The organism is Bradyrhizobium ottawaense (assembly GCF_002278135.3).
In the GTDB taxonomy this organism is placed as follows: domain Bacteria; phylum Pseudomonadota; class Alphaproteobacteria; order Rhizobiales; family Xanthobacteraceae; genus Bradyrhizobium; species Bradyrhizobium ottawaense.
The window spans coordinates 3,278,140-3,294,102 of sequence record NZ_CP029425.2 but is presented as its reverse complement, the minus strand read 5'-3'; the positions used below and the strand labels follow the sequence as shown (position 1 = coordinate 3,294,102).

19 protein-coding genes are annotated in these 15,963 nt (G+C 65.3%); 12 read left to right on the top strand and 7 right to left on the bottom strand.

Annotated elements, in window-relative coordinates; all coding sequences use genetic code 11:
• The first annotated feature begins 4 nt into the window (after positions 1–4).
• The 4 genes from livM to CIT37_RS15520 all read left to right on the top strand — a co-directional run bounded on the left by livM (position 5) and on the right by CIT37_RS15520 (position 4,175).
• The gene (livM, locus tag CIT37_RS15535) at positions 5–1,324 is read left to right on the top strand and encodes a high-affinity branched-chain amino acid ABC transporter permease LivM (protein ID WP_095426151.1); all 1,320 of its coding nucleotides are present in this window, start codon (positions 5–7) and stop codon (positions 1,322–1,324) included.
• Complete coding sequence (locus CIT37_RS15530; RefSeq protein WP_095426150.1) at positions 1,321–2,154, top strand: ABC transporter ATP-binding protein; 834 nt, start codon at positions 1,321–1,323, stop codon at positions 2,152–2,154. The genes livM and CIT37_RS15530 overlap by 4 nt, the downstream gene beginning before the upstream one ends.
• Positions 2,151–2,894, top strand: coding sequence for an ABC transporter ATP-binding protein (locus tag CIT37_RS15525; protein ID WP_026201689.1), 744 nt, complete (start codon positions 2,151–2,153; stop codon positions 2,892–2,894). Before CIT37_RS15530 ends, CIT37_RS15525 begins: the two co-directional genes overlap by 4 nt.
• A 162-nt stretch (positions 2,895–3,056) precedes the next feature.
• Positions 3,057–4,175 (top strand): branched-chain amino acid ABC transporter substrate-binding protein, encoded by a 1,119-nt coding sequence (locus CIT37_RS15520; protein WP_028142892.1) that lies wholly within the window; start codon positions 3,057–3,059, stop codon positions 4,173–4,175.
• An 81-nt stretch (positions 4,176–4,256) separates the two neighbouring features.
• Here CIT37_RS15520 and CIT37_RS15515 read toward each other — a convergent pair whose 3' ends face one another.
• Entirely contained in the window at positions 4,257–4,643 is a 387-nt protein-coding gene (locus CIT37_RS15515; RefSeq protein WP_095426149.1) for a response regulator, read from the bottom strand.
• Between the two features lie 245 nt (positions 4,644–4,888).
• Between CIT37_RS15515 and CIT37_RS15510 the strand changes: the two genes are divergently transcribed.
• The 3 genes from CIT37_RS15510 to CIT37_RS15500 are packed head-to-tail and all read left to right on the top strand — an operon-like array spanning position 4,889 to position 9,014.
• Positions 4,889–7,696: a PAS domain S-box protein gene (locus CIT37_RS15510; protein ID WP_095426148.1), complete on the top strand. Its 2,808-nt coding sequence runs from the start codon at positions 4,889–4,891 to the stop codon at positions 7,694–7,696.
• Positions 7,697–7,754: 58 nt separating this feature from the next.
• A complete protein-coding gene (locus CIT37_RS15505) occupies positions 7,755–8,750 on the top strand; it encodes a P1 family peptidase (protein WP_028142889.1) in 996 nt (331 codons plus the stop codon).
• Positions 8,751–8,801: 51 nt separating this feature from the next.
• Positions 8,802–9,014, top strand: a complete 213-nt coding sequence (locus CIT37_RS15500; RefSeq protein ID WP_095426147.1) for a KTSC domain-containing protein — start codon at positions 8,802–8,804, stop codon at positions 9,012–9,014.
• A gap of 13 nt (positions 9,015–9,027) precedes the next feature.
• Here the strand turns inward: CIT37_RS15500 and CIT37_RS15495 are convergent, their stop codons facing one another.
• Positions 9,028–9,768 carry an EF-hand domain-containing protein gene (locus CIT37_RS15495; RefSeq protein ID WP_244439156.1) on the bottom strand — a complete coding sequence of 247 codons (741 nt, stop codon included), beginning with the start codon at positions 9,766–9,768 and terminating at the stop codon, positions 9,028–9,030.
• Here CIT37_RS15495 and CIT37_RS15490 point away from each other — a divergent pair.
• The 5 genes from CIT37_RS15490 (at position 9,656) to CIT37_RS15470 (ending at position 11,484) form a co-directional block, all read left to right on the top strand.
• Complete coding sequence (locus CIT37_RS15490) at positions 9,656–10,078, top strand: hypothetical protein (RefSeq protein WP_240536400.1); 423 nt, start codon at positions 9,656–9,658, stop codon at positions 10,076–10,078. The genes CIT37_RS15495 and CIT37_RS15490 overlap by 113 nt on opposite strands.
• Entirely contained in the window at positions 10,075–10,776 is a 702-nt protein-coding gene (gene rpe, locus CIT37_RS15485) for a ribulose-phosphate 3-epimerase (protein WP_028142886.1), read from the top strand. Before CIT37_RS15490 ends, rpe begins: the two co-directional genes overlap by 4 nt.
• Positions 10,777–10,941: 165 nt before the next feature.
• Complete coding sequence (locus tag CIT37_RS15480; protein WP_162832251.1) at positions 10,942–11,082, top strand: hypothetical protein; 141 nt, start codon at positions 10,942–10,944, stop codon at positions 11,080–11,082.
• 5 nt (positions 11,083–11,087) lie between these two features.
• Positions 11,088–11,267 carry a hypothetical protein gene (locus CIT37_RS15475; RefSeq protein WP_038971663.1) on the top strand — a complete coding sequence of 60 codons (180 nt, stop codon included), beginning with the start codon at positions 11,088–11,090 and terminating at the stop codon, positions 11,265–11,267.
• 25 nt (positions 11,268–11,292) lie between these two features.
• A complete protein-coding gene (locus CIT37_RS15470; RefSeq protein WP_028142885.1) occupies positions 11,293–11,484 on the top strand; it encodes a hypothetical protein in 192 nt (63 codons plus the stop codon).
• Positions 11,485–11,509: 25 nt separating this feature from the next.
• Here CIT37_RS15470 and CIT37_RS15465 read toward each other — a convergent pair whose 3' ends face one another.
• The 5 genes from CIT37_RS15465 to CIT37_RS15445 all read right to left on the bottom strand — a co-directional run bounded on the left by CIT37_RS15465 (position 11,510) and on the right by CIT37_RS15445 (position 15,893).
• Entirely contained in the window at positions 11,510–12,949 is a 1,440-nt protein-coding gene (locus tag CIT37_RS15465; RefSeq protein ID WP_028142884.1) for a serine/threonine protein kinase, read from the bottom strand.
• Positions 12,950–12,954: 5 nt separating this feature from the next.
• A complete protein-coding gene (locus tag CIT37_RS15460) occupies positions 12,955–13,695 on the bottom strand; it encodes a metallophosphoesterase family protein (RefSeq protein ID WP_038948027.1) in 741 nt (246 codons plus the stop codon).
• A gap of 131 nt (positions 13,696–13,826) precedes the next feature.
• Positions 13,827–14,432, bottom strand: coding sequence for a hypothetical protein (locus CIT37_RS15455; protein WP_028142882.1), 606 nt, complete (start codon positions 14,430–14,432; stop codon positions 13,827–13,829).
• Positions 14,425–15,111, bottom strand: a complete 687-nt coding sequence (locus CIT37_RS15450; RefSeq protein WP_028142881.1) for a DUF2135 domain-containing protein — start codon at positions 15,109–15,111, stop codon at positions 14,425–14,427. Before CIT37_RS15450 ends, CIT37_RS15455 begins: the two co-directional genes overlap by 8 nt.
• Positions 15,108–15,893, bottom strand: coding sequence for a MotA/TolQ/ExbB proton channel family protein (locus CIT37_RS15445; protein ID WP_028142880.1), 786 nt, complete (start codon positions 15,891–15,893; stop codon positions 15,108–15,110). Before CIT37_RS15445 ends, CIT37_RS15450 begins: the two co-directional genes overlap by 4 nt.
• Between the last annotated feature and the right edge of the window lie 70 nt (positions 15,894–15,963).

The window sequence follows — 15,963 nt, the reverse complement described above, 5'->3', positions numbered from 1 at the left end:
GCGCGTGACAGCTCCCTCGACCAACACGGCCAAACCTGCAACTGGCATCTCCGCTCTCCTGAAGACGGCTTTCGTCAACGCGCTGATCGCGTTGGTGCTGTTCTCGCTGATGATCGGCATCCGCACCGAGGCGGGCTCCTCCGGGCAGCTCACCTATTGGACCCGCTTCGGCGACCTCGCGTCCATCGTCGCCGCCGTGTTCGGCGGCTCGATCGCGATCGAGCTGCTTCGGCAATGGATCGGCCCGACCGGCGCCGAGAAGCTGGTGCCGCCGACGGTGCAGAGCGGCATATCGTTCATTGGCCGCTACCTCGCGCCGGCGCTCCTGATCTTCACGCTGCTGGTGCCGGTGATCTTCTATAACCAGCGCTACATCCTCGACCTCGCGATCCTGGTGCTCACCTATGTCATGCTGGGCTGGGGATTGAACGTCGTGGTTGGGCTCGCGGGCCTGCTCGATCTCGGCTACGTCGCCTTCTATGCTGTCGGCGCCTATTCCTACGGACTGCTCGCCACCAATTTCGGCTGGTCGTTCTGGATCTGCCTGCCGCTCGCCGGCATCCTCGCCGCCTTCTGGGGCGTCCTGCTTGGCTTCCCCGTGCTGCGCCTGCGCGGCGACTATCTCGCCATCGTGACCCTCGCCTTCGGCGAGATCATCCGCTTGGTCATCATCAACTGGCAGGATCTCACCGGCGGCCCCAACGGCGTCTCCGGCATTCCCCGCCCCACCTTCTTCGGCATCCCGCTCGACAACAGCGACGACGGGCTCGCCGCCAGGCTCGGCATCGAATATTCGCCGACGCACCGCATCGTCTTCCTGTTCTACCTGATCCTGGCGCTGGCGCTGCTCACCAACTGGGCGACGATCCGCCTGCGCCGCCTCCCGATCGGACGGGCCTGGGAAGCCTTGCGCGAGGACGAGGTCGCCTGCCGCGCGCTCGGCATCAACACCACGACCACCAAGCTCACGGCGTTCGCGACGGGTGCGATGTTCGGCGGCTTTGCCGGCGCGTTCTTCGCCACCCGGCAGGGCTTCATCAGCCCGGAATCCTTCACCTTCCAGGAATCGGCGCTGGTGCTCGCCATCGTCGTCCTCGGCGGCATGGGCTCGCAGCTCGGCGTCGCGCTGTCCGCGCTCGCCATGATCGGCGGCTTCGAACTGTTCCGAAGCCTGGAGGGCTATCGCATGCTGGTGTTCGGCATGGCCATGGTGCTGATCATGATCTGGCGGCCGCGCGGCCTTATCGGCCATCGCGCACCGACCGTGTATCTGACCAAGGCGCAAGCGATCTCCTCCGACCTCGTCAAGGAAGGGCACGGATGAGCGGCGACAAGATTCTCAGCGTCGACCGGCTCGCCATGCGTTTCGGCGGCATCGTTGCCGTGCAGGACCTTTCTTTCGCCGCCGAGCGGAAGAAGATCACCGCGCTGATCGGGCCGAACGGCGCCGGCAAGACCACCGTCTTCAACTGCATCACCGGGTTCTACAAACCGAGCGGCGGCGCCATTCGCCTCAGCCATGACGGCGGCAGGACGATCGCGCTGGAGCGGCTGAACGATTTCCGCATCGCCAAGCAAGCCAAGGTGGCTCGCACCTTCCAGAACATCCGGCTGTTTCCCGGCATGACCGCGCTGGAAAACCTGATGGTGGCGCAGCACAACGCACTGATGCGCGCCTCCGGCTTCACCTTCCTCGGCCTGATCGGCGCTCCCGGCTATCGCGATGCCGAAAAGCGCGCGATCGATCTCGCCACGGACTGGCTCAAGCGGGTCAATCTGCTCGACCGCGCCGACGATGCCGCAGGCAATTTCGCCTATGGCGACCAGCGCCGGCTCGAGATCGCGCGCGCAATGTGCACCGAGCCCGCGCTTCTGTGCCTGGACGAGCCCGCCGCCGGCCTCAATGCGCGCGAGAGCGCGGCCTTGAGCGAGCTCCTGCTCTCGATCCGCGACGAGCTCGGCACCTCGATCCTCCTGATCGAACATGACATGTCGGTGGTGATGGAGATCTCCGACCACATCGTGGTGATGGACCATGGCGTCAAGATCGCCGAAGGCACGCCGCGCGAGGTCCGCGACGATCCCAAGGTGATCGCCGCCTATCTCGGCGCCGACGAGGAAGAGGCGGCAGCCGTGATGGAGGGCGGGTCGTGACCGCGGCGCCCTCTCCCCTGCTCGCGATCCGGGGCTTGCGCGCCGCCTACGGCAAGATCGAGGCGCTGAAGGGCGTCGACGTCGAGATCAATGCCGGCGAGATCGTGGCGCTGATCGGCGCCAACGGCGCCGGCAAGTCGACGCTGATGATGACGATCTTCGGCAAGCCGCGCGCCCGCGCCGGCCAGATCCTGTATGAAGGCCGCGACATCACCGACGTCCCCACCCACGAGATCGCGCATTTGCGTATCGCGCAATCGCCGGAGGGCCGCCGCGTCTTCCCGCGCATGAGCGTGGCGGAAAACCTCCAGATGGGGGCGGATGCCACCGAATGCACGGAGGGCGAACGCGAGGCGACGCTGCAACGCGTCTTCACGCTGTTTCCGCGCCTGAAGGAACGCTACGCCCAGCGCGGCGGAACGCTGTCCGGCGGCGAGCAGCAGATGCTGGCGATCGGCCGCGCCTTGATGAGCCGTCCCCGCCTACTCCTGCTCGACGAGCCCTCGCTTGGCCTTGCGCCGCTGATCGCGCGCCAGATCTTCGATGCGATCCGCACCCTGAACCGGCAGGACGGCCTGACCGTCCTGATCGTCGAGCAGAACGCCAACCACGCCCTCAAGCTCGCCCATCGCGGCTACGTCATGGTCAATGGCCTGATCACGCTGGCCGGTACCGGCGCCGAATTGTTGCAGCGCCCCGAGATTCGCGCTGCCTACCTGGAGGGCGGCCGGCACGGCTGACCGGCCGGCAAGCCCGACCCGCGTGCGGCCGAATGTGGCGAGATATCTCTGCCGATGCCCGTATTTTGCCGGTGACTTCTCGGTAAATTCATTCGAGAATGGCGCCGGTTTGGACCGGGCACGCCCGGCAACTTCCACAGGCGACCACCCGCGAGGTATCTCATGAAGTCACTGAAGCTCATCGGTCTGGCATTCGGCGCGTCGATCGCGCTGTCGAGCGCGGCGTTCGCGCAGGATGTCACCGTCGCAGTCGCAGGCCCGATGACCGGCGGCGAGTCCGCCTTCGGCCGCCAGATGAAGAACGGCGCCGAAATGGCCGTGGCCGATATCAATGCCGCAGGCGGCGTCAACGGCAAGAAGCTCGCGCTTTCCGTCGAGGACGACGCCTGCGACCCGAAGCAGGCGCGCTCGATCGCCGAAAAGATCGCCGGCGCGAAAATCCCATTCGTAGCCGGGCACTATTGCTCGTCGTCGTCGATCCCGGCTTCGGAAGCCTATGCCGACGGCAACGTGCTGCAGATCACGCCGGCCTCGACCAATCCGCTGTTCACCGAGCGCAAGCTCTGGAACGTGGCGCGCGTCTGCGGTCGTGACGATCAGCAGGGCCTGATCGCGGCGCAGTACATCGCCAAGAACTTCAAGGGCAAGAACATCGCGATCCTCAACGACAAGACCACCTACGGCAAGGGTCTTGCCGATGAGACCAAGAAGGCGCTCAACAAGGCCGGCGTCACCGAGAAGATGTACGAGTCCTACAACAAGGGCGACAAGGACTTCAACGCGATCGTCTCGCGCTTGAAGCGCGACAACATCGACCTCGTCTATGTCGGCGGGTACCATCAGGAGAGCGGCCTGATCCTGCGTCAGATGCGCGACCAGGGCCTCAAGACCGTGCTGATGGCCGGCGACGCGCTCGCCGACAAGGAGTACGCCTCCATCACCGGCCCGGCCGGCGAAGGCACGCTGTTCACCTTCGGCCCCGATCCGCGCAACAAGCCGACCGCGAAGAAGATCGTCGAGGCTTTCAAGGCCAAGAATATCGACCCGGAGGGCTACACCCTCTACACCTACGCGGCGATGCAGGTGTGGTCGCAGGCGGCCAAGAAGGCCGGCACCACCGACGCCAAGAAGGTCATGGAGGCGATGAAGGCCGGCAAGTGGGACACCGTGATCGGTCCGGTCGAGTATGACGCCAAGGGCGACATCAAGCAGATCGACTACGTCGTCTACAAATGGGACGCCAAGGGCAACTATGCCGAGATCAAGGGCAACGGCACCTAAGCCCGCTTGCCGCGCCCTCGGACCGCCATACGATCGTCACCACGCCCCGGCTTGCCCGGGGCGTTTCTTTTCGCAGCGGGTTCAGACGGCTGCAGGCAGCTCGCCGCTGGCCGCGGCCTGGGCTTTCCGAAGCGCTTGCAGGAGATCGTTCGGCCGAAACGGTTTCTGCAGGCAGACCACGCTGGCCAGGTGGGACGACTGCTCCATGAAATCCAGCGCCGTCATTCCGGACACCGCAACGACGGGAAGCCCCGGCGCCTGCTCGCGCAGGGTCGCGATGACGTCGACACCGCTGACGTCGCCAAGGAAAATATCGACAATCGCCGCGTCAAAAGAGCCTTCCGCGAAGGTTTTCAGCCCGGCCGCACCGCTGTCGGCCTCGGCAACCTCGTAACGGTTGACCCGAAGCACGATCGCGACCATCGCGCGCACGTCCTTCTGGTCGTCGATGATGAGAACACGAGGCATGGGAATGACCCCCACAGATTGATCCAAATCGTATGATTCAAACCTGGAACCCGCCGCGGCGGCAGGGCATTGTGACACCGCCCAGTAAAGCGCATCTTACCCGATCCCTATTCCGCGCTCCCACCAAAATTAAGTAAGCTGTAACCTTCGGTTGAGTCGTCACTGCAACAGTTCACGACACGCGCCCGGAACGGGCTACCGTGGGGGCCGTGGAATCAAGACTGCCGTATCCTGGAACTGCGGAGATGCTCAAAACGGGTCTGCATGAGATGAACGTGCCTGCGATCGACCGAAGCACATTTCTTTCAACTCTGCCGGCCGCATCGGCCGACCGGACCGCGGCAATGTGGATCGTCGGCATCTCTTCGATCCTGTTCGCCTTGGCCGTGCCGTTTGCAGGTATCCAGCTGCCGCCGGTCCCCGCCTTCGTCGCGAGCTACCAATCCGCCCTGGCGGTGAGCGACATCATCACGGCTGTGCTGCTGCTGTCGCAGTTTTCGGTGCTGCGGACCCGCGCCCTGTTGTGGCTGTCGACCGGCTACCTGTTCACCGCCGCGGCAGCGCTGGTCCATGCCCTCACCTTTCCCGGCCTGTTCGCGCCGACCGGGCTGTTTGGCGCCGGCAGTCAGACCACGGTCTGGCTCTACATGGTCTGGCACGGCGCCTTCCCGCTGTTCGTGCTGGGCTATGCCTGGCTGAAGGAAAAGGATGGCGGCCCCAGGGTCCGGGGCACGACAAGCAACGTGATCTACGCCATCGTGCTCGGCGTCGTCGCGACCATGGCTGCCTTCACCTGGGTCGTCACCGCCCAGCACGATCTGTTGCCGGTCCTGCTCCGCGACAGCCGATACACACCGACCATGATCGGGGTCGTGTCTTTTGTTTGGTCGCTGAGCTTCGCCGCGCTCGTTTCACTGTGGTTCAGGCGCCCGCATTCGGTGATCGACATATGGCTCATGGTCGTGATGTGCGCATGGCTGTTCGACATCGCGCTGTCTGCGATCGTCAACGTCGTGCGCTTCGATCTCGGTTTCTACGCCGGCCGTCTCTATGGCCTCTGCGCGTCGAGCTTCGTGCTGGCGGTGCTGTTGATCGAGAACGTTCGCCTCCAGGCCCGGACGGTGGGTCTTGTCGGCAGGCTGCGCGAGCAATCGGCGTCGGATCGCGACTTCTACGGCAAGCGCCTCGCCCTGTATGGCGCCGTCGTCGAATCCTCCAACGACGCCATCATCACCCAGTCGCTCAACGGCGCCATCACCGGCTGGAACCGTGCCGCCGAGCACCTGTTCGGCTATTCCGCCGCAGAGGCCGTCGGCAAGCCGATCGACATCATCGTGCCTGAGGATCGCAAGCCCGAAGTCAGGAGCATTCTCAATCGCATCAGCAGCAACGAGTCGATTGCCCAGCACGAGACGGTCCGTCTCAGGAAGGATGGTCGCGCGCTCGACGTCGTCCTCAACGTCTCGCCACTTCGGGCGGAGAGCGGCGAGATCATCGGCGCCTCCAAGATCGCCCACGACATCACCGAGGAGAAGCAATCCAGGGAAAAGCTTCGCCGCGAGATCGAGGAGCGCCAGCGCATCTTCGAGACTTCGCAGGACCTGATCCTGGTCACCGACGGTTTCGGCAATTTCATCCAGGTCAGCCCAAGCGTGAAGGACATCCTGGGCTTCAGCCCGGAAGATCTGATCGGGCACAGCGCCACCGAGTTCATTCACCCCGACGACCTCGATAGAACCCGGGAGGAGATGCGCGCGGCGCGGCGCGGCGCGGTCAAGCGCAGCTTCGAGGCGCGCTACTATCACTACGACGGTCACGAGGTCACGCTGAACTGGATGGGCACCTGGTCCGAGCCGGTGAAGCGTCACTTCTTCATCGGCCGGGATCTCACGGAGAAGCAGGCCGCCGAAGCCCAGTTCCGGCAGGTCCAGAAAATGGATTCCATCGGTCAGTTGACCGGCGGCGTCGCTCACGATTTCAACAACGTGCTGACCGTCATCACCGGCACGATCGGCATCTTGTCCGACGCGGTCGCCGACCGGCCCGAGCTGGCTGCGATCACCAAGCTGATCGACGACGCCGCCGAGCGCGGCGCGCAGCTGACCAAGCACCTGCTTGCCTTCGCCCGCAAGCAGCCGCTCCAGCCCCGCGAGATCGACGTCAATGCGCTGGCACTCGAAGCCGCCAAGCTGTTGCACCCCACTCTGGGCGAGCAGATCACCATCATGCCGCAGCTCACCGAGGATGCATGGCCGGCTCTGGTCGACCCCGGCCAGCTTTCCACGGCGATCCTCAATCTCGCGCTGAACGCGCGTGACGCGATGCCCGATGGCGGCACCCTGGTGCTGGAGACCCGCAACGTCTTCCTCGACGACGGCTATGCCAGCATGAATGCCGACATGGTCGCCGGCAGTTACGTGATGATCGCGGTCAGCGACACCGGCTCCGGAATTCCGCCGGAGTTGATCGACCGGGTGTTCGACCCCTTCTTCACCACCAAGGAGGTTGGCAAGGGTACCGGGCTTGGGCTCAGCATGGTGTTCGGCTTCGTCAAGCAGTCCGGCGGCCACATCAAGATCTACAGCGAGGAAGGCCACGGCACGAGCGTCAAGATCTACCTGCCGCGCTCGAGCGGCGTGCAGGAGACCGAGATCGAAGTGCTCCAGAACGCGCCCATCACGGGCGGCGACGAGAAGATCCTGATCGTCGAGGACGACGCACTGGTGCGGCAATACGTGGTGACCCAGGTCAAGAGCCTCGGCTACACCGCGCTCGAGGCCGCCAACGGCGCGGAGGCCCTGACCATCATCGACAACGACAAGACCATCGACCTGCTCTTCACCGATATCATCATGCCGGGCAACATGAACGGCCGCCAGCTTGCCGATGAAGCCGCCCGCCGCCGCCCCGACCTCAAGACGCTGTTCACCTCGGGCTACACCGAGAACGCCATCGTCCACCACGGCCGGCTGGATTCCGGCGTGCTGCTGCTGGCAAAGCCCTACCGCAAGTCCGAGCTTGCCAAGATGCTCAGGACGGCACTGGCGAGTTGAGCCTGCGTCCTCTCTGCGCTATCGCAGTTCGCGAACTGCACTCAACGATGAGGCCGCCTTGAAAAATCTGCTCACCGATATTGCCGGCGTCCGCGTCGGCCATGCCGAAGATACGAAAGTGGCCTCCGGCACGACCGCGATCATCTTCGACCAGCCGGCGGTCGCGGCGATCGACGTCCGCGGCGGCGGCCCCGGCACGCGCGAGGACGCGCTGCTCGATCTCGCCAACACCGTCGAGCGCATCGACGCGATCGCACTGTCAGGCGGTTCCGCGTTTGGCCTCGATACCGGCGGCGGAGTGCAGGCCTGGCTCGCCGAGCAGGGCCGCGGCCACCGGGTTCGGGAAGCACTGATCCCGATCGTGCCGGGCGCGATCCTGTTCGATCTGCTCAATGGGGGCGACAAGGCCTGGGGACGGTTCTCGCCCTATCGCGACCTCGGCTACGCCGCGGCGGCCGCCGCCGGCACTGACTTTGCGATCGGCAGCGCCGGCGCCGGCCTCGGTGCCACCACCGCAACGTTCAAGGGCGGGCTCGGCTCGGCCTCGGCGGTAACGCCTGATGGCGTCAAGGTCGCCGCGATCGTCGCCGTCAACGCGGTGGGAAGCGTCACCGTCGGCAACGGACCCTGGTTCTGGGCGGCGCCGTTCGAGGTGAACGGCGAGTTCGGCGGACGTGGCCTGCCGGACAAGTTCACCGACGACATGCTCCGCATGCGCATCAAGGGCGGTCCTTCCGCGAACGCGCGCGAAAACACCACCATTGGCGCCGTCGTCACCGACGCAGTGCTGACCAAGCCCCAGGCCAAGCGGCTCGCGATGATCGCGCACACCGGATTCGCCCGGGCGATCTATCCGGTGCATGCACCGACCGACGGAGACGTGCTGTTTGCGGCCGCGACCGGTGAGAAGCCGATCGATCCGCTGGTCGGCCTCACCGAACTCGGCACCGTCGCGGCCAACGTGGTCGCACGCGCAATCGCCCGCGGCGTCTATAGCGCGGCCGCGCTGCCGTTCCCGGGGGCGCAGCCGTCCTGGAAGGACCGGTTCGGCTAGAAACCGAAACGGCGGATACGGCGTTATCCTGGCGGGCCAAGGTGTACCGCCATGCCGTCTTCCGTGATCCGCTTCTTTTGCTATGCGCCGGATACGCGCGAGCTGAAGGTGGCTTTCGTCAGCGGACGCCTCTATGTCTACGAGGATATTCCGCCCGAGGTCGCCGCCGCGTTCAGGGAAACGCGCTCAAAGGGGGCGTTCTTCAACCACGAAATCCGCGACCGGTACGCCTATCGTGACATCACGCAGGAATATGCCGGCTAATCTCGGATGCCGCTCACACGCTCATCGACATCGACGAACCGGCAGCCGCCGAAGAACCCTGCCCGCCTTGCTGCTGCATCAACTGCGCGAACAGATCGTAAGCCGAGTTGCGGGGGCTGGAGGCGCCCGGCACCGTCGTCGACATCTTGAAGCCGTCGGCATAGGTGACGGTCGTCGTGGTCGAGCCGTCGGCCGCGGTCGTCGTGGTCGAGGTCGATCCGCCGCCGGACTTCGACGAGGAATCCGATCCGTCGCCCGCGCCGCCGGCGCCTTGCGCGTGATGGTGTCCGTGGCCGCTCTTCAGCGCCTTCGACATCTCGTCAAGGCTGACGTTGCCGTCGGCATTCGCATCCAGCTTCGAGAAGACATCGTCGGCCTGCGCGAGGTTGGTGCCGCCGGCGCCCAGCGCGTCCTCGAACTCGGACTTGGTAATGCTGCCGTCGCCGTCCGCATCGATCTGCGAGAACAGATCCTTGAGCGCAGTCTCCCGGCCCTTCGACATCGAGGACGACGAACTCGACGAGGTCGAGCTCGCCGAACTGCTCGCGCCGTCGGTCGACTGGCTCTGCGCGGCGAGCAGCGCGTTCATGGTCTCCGGCGCGATCTGTGGAGGACTGCCTGAGCCGACCAATGAGGTCGTCATGCTGCCCGTGCTGCTGTCGATCGCGAACGGGTTGGTTGCGCCTTGCGAAGATCCGGCCTTCTGCGTTGACCCGGCCTTCTGCGTCGACGAGGACGACTTCGAGTTCGTCAGCGACTGGATCGCGTCGAGCGCGCTGGACACGGCGCCAAGGGCTAACAGCATTGCACAACTCCAACCGACGCGGCATGCCGCGGCCAATGTTCTGTCGGGTAACGTCAGCAAGCGTCGTGCCAGCGCAAAAAGTTCAATGAAATCCGCCGCCACCGCGCCTTGGACGGCGCGGGAACACCGGCAATTCATGCCGGCCGCGGCAGAAATTTCCGCCCACAGGAAGCACGCCTGCCCTGCATTGCCCGCCACGGAGGCCCATGTTAGGCGAGGCCCAATCTTCTTTCGGCCGCCACGGGAAACCGCGCCATGACCCAAGCCTTCGCCCCCCGCCCCCTGGCAATCGCGCCCTCGATCCTGGCCTCGGACTTCTCCAGGCTGGGCGAGGAGGTGCGCAGCGTCGACGCCGCCGGCGCGGACTGGATCCATCTCGACGTGATGGACGGTCACTTCGTTCCCAACATCTCCTACGGTCCCGACGTCATCAAGGCGATGCGCCCGCACACGAAGAAGGTGTTCGACGCGCACCTGATGATCTCGCCCTGTGACCCCTATCTCGAGGCCTTTGCGAAAGCCGGCTGCGACCACATCACCGTGCATGCGGAGGCCGGTCCGCATTTGCACCGCTCGCTCCAGGCGATCCGCGCGCTCGGCAAGAAGGCCGGCGTCTCGCTCAATCCCGGCACCCCGGTCAGCACGCTCGAATATGTCCTCGACCTCGTCGACCTCGTGCTGGTGATGTCGGTCAATCCCGGCTTCGGCGGCCAGGCCTTCATCCCTTCCGCGATCGGCAAGATCCGCGACATCCGCGCGATGACGGCCGGACGCCCGATCGATATCGAGGTTGATGGCGGCGTCGGCCCCGATGTTGCAGGCGCGCTCGCCGCGGCCGGCGCCAACGCCTTCGTCGCCGGCACATCCGTGTTCAGGGGCGGCACGCAGGAAGCCTACAAGACCAACATCGCCGCGATCCGCAATGCCGCGCTAGGAGCTCGCGGCGAAGCGATTTGAGCTGGATCAAACGGCATGGGCGGACGGGGGAAAATCCCGCGGCTTTTACGGGTGTTGTGACGCGTATTGCCTAAAATTGCACTCTCGATCCGTACTCATCCGGACTTCACTGATTCGCGCAAATCACCGCAAGTGACTCCTGCCTGCTTTTGACGGGAGCACATCATGACGACGACCCTGGTTTGGACTGGCGTAGCGTTGTGGTTCGGGTTCAACGCGGCGATTGCAACTCGCAGCCTCTTTGTCGCACGACCAGTGAAGGCCGCGGCTTCCGCCCGCATCATCCACCTTCGTCGTCGTGGCTGAGCGCCATGCAGATCGCACTCGTGAAGCGCCAGCCGAAGCGCAGGTGCCGCATCCCCCGCCGCCCGCATCCGGGCCTCGACTATTTCTTCGGCCGCCTCGAGCGTGCCGATGGCGCACTCGGCGACGATGCCGGGCTCGACAATTCGGACCTCGATCATTCGTTTCCGTCGCAGCGCCGACACTGAGACACTCTTTTCCGGACCACCTCCCATGAAACCGCACTGCCCGAACTGCCTCAAGGAAATGACCAAGGCATCCGCGTCGCGTAACCTGTTCAGTTGCGAGCCCTGCCGCGAGATCATCCAGTATTTCGGCGGCAGCGCGGATCACGGCGGGCCCGGCCCGCAATTCTGTTGGCCGATCCGCCGCAAGCGCACCGCTCACTCCGCCCACGCGGCCTGATCCAGCCTCAAATCGGCCAGGCGGCCTATCCCGGCACTTCGCCGGCATTGGGCTCGCCGGCTTCCCCCGCCATCCGCGGCGGCCGTACCACGGTGACGGTGCAGGCCGCTTCCGAAGCCACCTTGGCCGAGACGCTGCCGAGCAGCGTGCGCCTGAACGAGCCCTGCCGCGCACCGATGATGACGTGGTCGACCTGGTTGACCTCGGCGAACTCCAGGATCGCGGCGGCGGGATCGACCGCCTCCAGCACATGAGCCGACAGCCGGCTCTCATCCAGCTTGAGCGGCGTCGCCCAATGCCTGAGCGCGACCAGGCGGTCGATATGCTTGTTGGACCCCTGCTCGTCCAGGGTACGGTCGATCGCGATCCGGTTCAGTTTGAGCACGTTGACACAGGCAAGCCGCGCTGACGGCAAGGTGGCAAGGATGCGCTCGGTGGTCACACGCAGCGCCTCGTTCAACTCCGGTGCGCCTTCCACGGTGTCGAGCGCGACGGCGAGGATAGGGCTCGATGCGATCTGGGCGGCGACATCCGATTTCGCGCGCGGCGCCATGACGCCCTGGTTGAAGCGGCGCCGCCAAGCGACGCCGATGGGGTCGCGCTTCACCCGCTCCGAGCGCGCGGTGAGCTTGACCTGGTCCGGATGGGCGAGATCGAAGGCGAGCTGCGACGCCGTCGGATAGCGCCACACCGGCTCGATCTCGAGACATCGCAACACCACCTCCTGAAGCCAGGGCGGGTAGTCGGCGCGCAAGCTTCGCGGCGGATACGGATCGCGCCACAGCCGGCGCCGCATCGCGCGCATCGTCTCGCCCTCGCCGAAGGGCCGCTCGCCAGTCGTGAAGAAATAGAGCAGCACGCCGAGCGAAAACAGATCGCTGCGCTGATCGTCGCGCACCCCTGACAGCCGCTCGGGCGCCATGTAGGGCGCGGTGCCGTAAGGCAGGCGGAATTCCTCCTGCAGGAGATCCGGCAGGTGGTTGTGATGCGACAGGCCGTAGTCGATCAGAACCGCCTCGCCGCTATCGCGGAACATGATGCTGCTCGGCTTGATGTCGTGATGGATCACGTTCTGGCGGTGGAGATCGGCAAGCGCGGTTGCGATCTTGGCGACGAGCTGCCGCGCCTCGTCGTAAGGCAACGGCAGGTCGGGCAGCCGCTTGTAGAGCGTGGTCCCGCCGATGCGCTCGATCACGACATAGGCCTGGTGCGCGAAATCGCCGGTGCCGAAACAGGCCGGGACGTGCGGACCCGCCAGCCGCGGCAAGATCATCATCTCCATCTCGAAGGAGACGATCGCGGCGGGATCCTCGCCCTCCGACACCCGCGGAATCTTCATCAGCAAGGGCACGTCGATGCCGGGATGGGTGACCGTCCACAACGTCGCCATGCCGCCGGCATGAACGCATTCACCGATGGTGTAACCATCGATCAACGCGCCGGATTTGACCAGGGGCTTCGGCATCGCCGTCAGCGCCCCTGCGAGAGCCGGTCGGCGAGCCAGTGCGGCAGGCCGTTGTCGCGAATCCTGTCCGCCGCGGTCTCGATGTCATAGGGCGCGCGGCAGTAGGTGATCTGGCACGTCTCGGTGTCGAACAATACGAAGGCCGCAGACGGATCGCCGTCGCGGGGCTGGCCGACCGCGCCGAGCACGGCGAGCCATTGCCGGCCGCGCAGAAGCTGCACCGGGACGTCGGTCTTCGGGACGAAGCTCGTCATCTTGGCCGTCACCGACATCGAATAGAGCGCGGGACGATGGATGTGGCCGCAAAACGTGACATGAGCGGGCGTTGCAATCAGGCTCTTGGCGGCGTCCACCGTCGAGCGGACATAGTGCCAGCGCTGGGGGCTGGAGGCTTCCGAATGCACGAAGAGACGATCGCTATCCTCCACCAGCATCGGCAGTTCGGTCAGGAACCGCCTCTGCGCGCTATCAAGCCGGCCGCGGGTCCATTCGATCGCGATTTGCGCCTCGGCGTTCATGGTCTCCGTCGGGGAATTGACCGCCTGGTCGTGATTGCCGCGCACGGCGATCGCACCCTGGGCAACGAGCTCCATCGCGGTATCCACCACCCATTCCGGATCGGCGCCATAGCCGACGAAATCGCCGAGCAGGACGAACCGCTCAGCGCCCTTCGCACGGGCAACCTTCAGGCAGGCCTCGAAGGCCTGCCTGTTGCCGTGGATATCCGAAAAGACAGCTAGGAGCACGCACCCTCCACCCTCCAATTCTTATTGAAGGCCGGTAAGGCCAAATTGAGGGAGGTCAAAACCATGCGCCAGCGCCGCGCCGATTACCAGCGCAGCCTTGCGGTGATGATCTTGCGGTGATGATGATGAGCCTATTGCTCGTCCTTTGGCGGCATCCGGGGCGGCGGCAGCGGGGTGAAGCTCACGCCTTGCGCGCCGGCCGGCGGGGCGATGAATTCGCCGGTCGAGGAATCGCCGCCGGTGGTCTCCAAAATGGTCTTGGGCGTCACATATTCGCGGACCATGTCGATGAGGCTGCCATCGCCGCCGCCGAAATCAGCGGCGCGGCCGCCTTGCGGATGTCCCAACGCGATTTCGTTCTCCGCGGCATGGGTCTTGTCGGCGAGCCTGTCGTCGTAGGGCACGCGGAAGGCGCGCGGGATGCCGCTCGGGCGATTGTCCTCGTCGAGCTGCTCGACCCACAGATAGATCGAGCCGGGATCACCCTGAAGCGAATGCGGCTCGACGATGCGGGCCTTCAGCAGCTTGAAAGTCGCCGGCAGCCGGTCGGCACTGGCCCAACCGAGCAGCCCGCGCATTTCGGTGAAGCTGACGACGTAGAAGGCGCTGGTCACGACCACGGCGATCGCCTTCAGCGACCAGTGCAGCCGCGCGTAGACCAGCACGACCAGCAGCAGCGCGCCGATCACGGCGTAGGCGAGCGACAGCGTGAGGATGACCGTTTGCAGGCTAGTCACGGCGCACCCTCGCAGCGTTGTTGCTCACACCGGTCCTCGGGTCGAGATCGGCGCCGTTGCGCCACCCGGTGCGGAACGTCTCCAGCAGCGATTTCGGCCGCTGGTCCACATTGACGACCTTGCCCTCGGCATCGAGCCGGAACCGCACCGCGGTCTTCTCGTCGCCGGTGTGGTCGAGCGTGAACTTGTTGTCGAAGACCACCTGCGCGGTCGGATTGAGCTTCTGCACCTTCACATTGGCCGTGACGGGTTCGCCGGTCGTCGCCACGAAATGCGAGACGTTGACGGTGTATTCGCCGGCGACGATGCCGCGCACCGTGACGATCTCCTCGCGGATCGGCGAGGCGATCTTCTTGCCGTTGACCATGATGAAGTCGTTGGCCCCGCCGCGGTCGTCGCGATCGAGGGTCAGGAAGCCGGCCTCACGATGGCGGTACCAGGCGATATTGCCGACGGGATCCTGCACGAACAGGTCGAGGTCGTCGGGGTGGCTATCCGGCCAGTCCAGCGTGATCATGAACTCGGCCTTGGAATCGATCTTGCCCTCCTTGGCATCAGGGGAGACCGCGAGCAGCGCAAGAAAGAACAGGAACGCGATCACCTGGAGCGCCTTGAACAGCATCACGCCCAGCGGATCGAACGGCTCCTCGCGCGGATAGAGACCGAAATCATCCATCATGACGGGATTCCGACACCCTTGATTCCAGACCCCTTGCGCTCCAGCACCGGCGTCACATAGGTCTCGGTCAGCACCACCGCATCCGAGAACACCCGCTGGGTCGCGGCATCCAGCATATAGTACTGGATACGGACCAGGATCGAGCCGACGAGGCCGGCGAGCGTCGTGTACATCGCGACCGCCATGCCGTCGCTCATCAGCCCCATCGAGGAGCGCATCGCGACCTTGTCGGCGGCATCCAGCCCCGCGATCGGGGCCAGCATGATGATGAAGCCGACGATGGTGCCGAGCAGGCCGAGCTTCATCAGCGTATCCGAGACGAAGGCGCCGAATCCATTGGAGCCGCGCAGCCGGTCCGCGAGCGTCCGCAGCAGCAGCGTCTGGTCGACCGGGCGGTAGTCCTGCGCGGCCGCTTTCGTCACCAGGCTCTGGATGTGGTCGCGCACCAGCCCGCGCGGCAGCACCGCCGCGCTCGCGTCAAGCACCTTGCCGCCCTCAGGCGCGGCGAGCGCCTCGCGGCAGCGCCGCGCCGCTGCGCCTTCACGCGCGATCGCCCGCGTGCGCAGGAAGCAGTGGCCGCAGGTCAGGACATAGAGCACCGCGATGACGCTCGAAATGTAGGTCCGGTCCGAGGTCAGCATCAGATGGATCAGGCCGAACCGCCACAGCAGCACGACGGCGAAGACCGAGAGCCCCGTGAAGATCATCCAGAACAGGAGCGCGCTGCGCTCGGATGGGTCGGTCGCGGTTCCCGCGATCGGTCCAATCGTGATCGAACTCATGCTGCACTGCTCCCGGCCCGCAACGATTGGCCTGCAAAGATTTCCGGTCGATTAGATCAAAGCCGTCGTA